Source organism: Streptomyces sp. UH6 (genome assembly GCF_013421635.1).
In the GTDB taxonomy this organism is placed as follows: Bacteria; Actinomycetota; Actinomycetes; order Streptomycetales; family Streptomycetaceae; genus Streptomyces; species Streptomyces abyssomicinicus.
In genome coordinates this window covers 1-4402 of the sequence record NZ_JACADT010000455.1, presented here as the reverse complement: position 1 = coordinate 4402, position 4402 = coordinate 1, and the positions used below count along the sequence as shown (strand labels likewise).

Sequence of the window (4402 nt, the reverse complement as noted above, 5' to 3'; positions counted from 1 at the left end):
GCGACGGCGGCGGTCGTCTGTTCCATGACGGTGAACGCGCCCGGCGGGCCGCCGCCCGGCGGCCGGCCCGATTAAGTCCAGATCATTGACACGTTCATGATCATCTGTTGTATTGGTCAACGTTCTGGATAAATTAGTTCGGCCGCCCTACGACCGACCCGTCCACGCCCCGCCCGTTCCGTGCGGGGCGGGCGCAGACCGTGCGGATCCCGGGCCCCTGGCCCCGCGTCGCCGGCCCCCCGGCGCGAAGCCCGTACGCCGACCACCCACTGAACTCCGTGATCTCCGAGGTGACGTGATGCTTGATCTGGAACTCGCGCGCTTACTGCACCGTGAGGATCGGCATTATCTGGAATCCATCGACCTGATCGCCGCGTCCAACGCGCCGATCGCGGCGGCGCGCGACAACGGCACCTGGGGCGTCGCCCAGTTCCGGTCCGCCGAAGGACACGTCGGCCGCAAGCCCTACGCCGGCACGTCGATCTTCGACGAGGTCGAGAAGCTGGCGGCGGACCGGGCGCGCGCCGTCTTCGGCGCCGAGCACGCCAACGTGCAGCCCGTCTCCGGCTCCCTGGCGAACCTCGCCGTCTACCGGGCCCTGATGCAGCCCGGCGACACCCTGCTGTCCCTGGCCGTGGGCTCCGGCGGGCACCTCTCGCACGGCCACCCCAAGCACCTCGTCTCCGAGCTGTACCGGGTCGTTCCCTACACGGTCGACGCCCGGACCGGCCTGCTGCCCTACGACGACATCCGGGCCATCGCCGAGCGGGAGCGCCCGCGCGTCATCGTCGCCGGATACTCCGCCTATCCCCGGGCCGTCGACTTCGCGCTGCTCTCCAAGATCGCCCAGGAGGTGGAGGCGACCCTCGTCGCGGACATCTCCCACATCGCCGGCCTGGTGGCGGCCGGGCTCCACGACAACCCGTGCGCCTACCCGGGAACCGTGGTGACCACGTCGGTGGAGAAGACGCTGCGCGGCACCCGCGGGGGGATCGTCCTGTGCCCCGCGTCGCTGAAGACCCGGATCGACTCGGCGATCTTCCCCGGGCTGCAGTCATCCGTCGGCATGGCCGGCCTGGTCTCGCTCGCGGCCACCCTCCAGGACGCCTCGACCCCCGGCTTCCGCGCCTACCAGGAGCGCGTCGTGGGCAACGCGCGGCTCCTCGCCGGTCTGCTGCTGGACGGCGGTCTCGACCTGGTGACCGGCGGCACCGACACGCACCTGCTGGTCGTGGACCTCACCCGCACCGCGCTGACCGGCCGCGACGCCGAGGGGCGGCTCGAGGACCTGGGGATCCTCTCCAACCGGAACATGCTGCCCGACGACCCGAGGCCCCCCTTCGTCGCCAGCGGACTGCGCCTGGGCACGCCGACGATCACCTCGCGCGGTTTCGACGAGGACGACGTCCGCGAGCTCGCGGACATCCTGCTGGCCGCGCTGCGCGCCGAGGAGTGGGACGAGACCCGGATCACCCTCCTGCGCAAGCGCGCGGACGCGCTGCGCACACGGCCCCGCCCCGACGACGCGCTCGCCGACCTGGCCGTGCCCGCGGTCGCGGGCCACGACGCCTGATCCGGCCGGGACCGACAGCAGGAAAGGCGGTACTCACATGCCACGGGAACCGGTCACCGGCTTCCACCGCTTCCGCAGTTACGCCGGCCACCCCGGCAAGGACGGCGCGAACTTCGCCTACACGGAGGTCGGCCGGCTGCTGGGCGAGAGCCCGGACGTCCGGGCCAGGCCCCACGACTTCGTGGAGCTGTTCCGCAGCGACGAGGCGGCGCGGGAGGCCCTGACGGGCTGCGACGTGGTGGTCGCGACGGTGGGCCCGCACGCCTACCTCTACTTCCATCTGCGCGAGCGGCTCGGGCTCGACTTCAGGATCGTCCGGGACGCGCGCACCGCGCTGTGGAACGGCTATCTCCAGCAGGAGGCGCTCTCGGCTCCCTACCTGCGCCCCGACGACGTGCTCTACCACTCCTCGCGCTACTCACTGGCGCTCTACACCGAGCTGTTCCCGCAACTGGCCGCCTCCCGGCAGGCCGTCTGCTACCCGCTCCTGCGCTGGTTCCCCGGCGAGCTGGCCGGGTCCTGGACCGGTTCGGGCAGCGGCGGCCCCACCCGCGTCGGCTTCGTCGGGCGGCTCACCGACGACAAGAACCACGCCCAGGCGGTGGCCCTCCAGCGGGAACTCGCCCGGCGCGCCCCCGGGGCGTTCGAGACGGTGGCGATCGGCGAGGACCCGCGGAGCGGCCGGCCCGACCCGGACGCACCGCCTCCGCCGGCGGGCTACAGCTGGCGCCCGCCGGTGGACCGGGCCCGGCTGTGGCGGGACTACCAGGAGATGGACGTGCTGTTCTTCCCCAGCACCTCCTCCCTGGAGACCTTCGGACGGGTCCTGGTGGAGGCCTCGTACATCGGGACGCCGGTGCTGGCCTCCACCCACGCGGCCGCCTCCGAACTGCTGCCGTCGGAGTCGCTGCTGCCCACCGCCCTGCGCGAGGACACCGACTTCACCACCCACCTCGCGGCCCGGCTGGGCGACGTCGACGTCGCCCACGCGGCCGACCTGCTCGTCTCCGGGGCCTTCCCGCCCGCCGGGAAGGGCCACCAGTTCTACGCCGGTCACGACGAACTCCTGCTGGGGCTCGTCCACGGGGAGACCCAGGACGCCGCCGACCTGGAACCGACCGCCGTCCAGCGGGCCTTCCTCGACCGGCTGCGCATGCGCGACCTGGACGTCCCGCCCGACCGGGCCGCCGCCGACGAGATGATCACCGGGCTGCGCCGGTCCTTCACCGCCCTGCACCGCAGGGGCACGCCGCGGTACCTGGCCACGCTGGCCGTCCTGCTGGCCCGCTCGCGCTACCGGGGCAAGACCGCGGCGTTCGTCCGCAAGAGCCTCTTCCACGGTGAGGACTTCAGCAACATCGGCGGCGTCGACCTCCAGCTGAGCCACCTCATCGGTTTCGAGCCCCGCTTCACGATTGCTCCCGACAGCGACCACGGAGGAGACTCGTGCTCAACAAGCTGATCATCCCCTACGACACGCGGCGGTTCGACTTCGCGGGCGCGACCCGCGCGGCCACCGGCGTGGCGGACCTCGCCCACTGGCACGACGTCCACGCCCCCGAGGGCGAGGAGCAGCCGGGCTTCGGCGACCAGGCCTCCGCGATGCACCAGAAGCTCTACGGCATCGAGACGATCTCCGTGCTGTACCGGGAGTTCGTCCGGTCGGTGATCACCGAGCTGGTCGGTGAGGAGGTCCGCTACCAGCACGTGCCGAACTGGCGCATCCAGCTGCCCGGCCGCCACGGGGTCGGCAGCTTCCACCGCGACCGCAGCGGCGGCCACAACGACTGCGAGATCACGTTCTGGGTGCCGCTGACGGACATCACGGCCGAGAACAGCCTGTGGGTCGAGTCGAGCGAGGGCGCCGAGGACTTCCGCGCGCACCCCATGCGCTACGGCCAGATGCTCGCCTTCGACAGCGCGAACCTCAAGCACGGCAACCAGCGCAACGTCTCGCTGCGGACCCGGGTCAGCTTCGACTTCCGGGTGATCCCGGCGTCGCGCTTCCACGACGGACTGGTCACGCCGCACCACACGGGCATCGCCGGCCCGATCCGCTGGCTGCCCTCGCATCCCGGCGATCCGGCGTGACCGCGCGCCCGAGGCACTCCGTCCGCGGGCGACGCGCACCGCTCGCCTGACCCCCGACACCCACCGACGGGAGCAGCTGGACCGTGAACGACATCGAGGCCGCATCGGGTGAGGGGTACGACGCCGTCGTCGTCGGCTCCGGGTTCGCCGGTTCCTGGGCCGCGAAGGAGCTGACGGAGGCAGGGGTGAGGACCCTGGTCCTCGAGGCCGGTCCCCCGCGCCGGGCCGAGGAGATACCGGACCGCGCCGTCTCGTACGCCGCGGCCGCGGCGGGCGACGACGGCGCCTCCTGGCCCCGCCAGCCCGTCCAGAGCGGCCACTTCCATTTCCGGCCGCGTGGGCCGCACCTCTTCGTCGACGACGTGGAGCACGCCTACGAGACGCCGCCCGACCGGTCCTACACCTGGATCCGGGGCATGCAGGTCGGCGGCCGGTCACTGGTCTGGGGCGGGTCGGCGCTGCGTCTGTCCCGGTTCGAGACGGAGGCCGGCGACGTCGACGGGGCCTCGCTGCGCTGGCCGGTCCGCTACGAGGATCTCGCCGGCGCCTACGACCGCGTCGAGGAACTCCTCGGGCTGCGGGGGACGCCGGAGGAGGACCTCCCGCAGCTCCCCCACGGGCGGTTCCGGGGTGAGCCGCCGGTGCTCACCCCCGCCGAGTCGGACTTCCGGCGGTCCTACCGGCGGCCGGGAACGCGGCCCGTGCCGGTGCGGTACGTGCCGGCCGACCCGGGCGCCG

Annotated in this window: 4 protein-coding genes; all 4 read left to right on the top strand. The window is 72.7% G+C overall.

Features of this window, described 5'->3' with window-relative positions:
* Positions 1–298 precede the first annotated feature (298 nt).
* Entirely contained in the window at positions 299–1573 is a 1275-nt protein-coding gene (gene glyA / locus HW445_RS19775) for a serine hydroxymethyltransferase (protein ID WP_180222325.1), read from the top strand.
* A 37-nt stretch (positions 1574–1610) separates the two neighbouring features.
* Positions 1611–3035 (top strand): glycosyltransferase, encoded by a 1425-nt coding sequence (locus tag HW445_RS19770; RefSeq protein WP_180222324.1) that lies wholly within the window; start codon positions 1611–1613, stop codon positions 3033–3035.
* A complete protein-coding gene (locus HW445_RS19765; RefSeq protein ID WP_180222323.1) occupies positions 3020–3664 on the top strand; it encodes a hypothetical protein in 645 nt (214 codons plus the stop codon). The genes HW445_RS19770 and HW445_RS19765 overlap by 16 nt, the downstream gene beginning before the upstream one ends.
* A gap of 83 nt (positions 3665–3747) precedes the next feature.
* Positions 3748–4402, top strand: a 655-nt coding sequence (locus HW445_RS19760; RefSeq protein WP_180222322.1) for an FAD-binding protein, incomplete at its 3' end; no start/stop codon positions are given.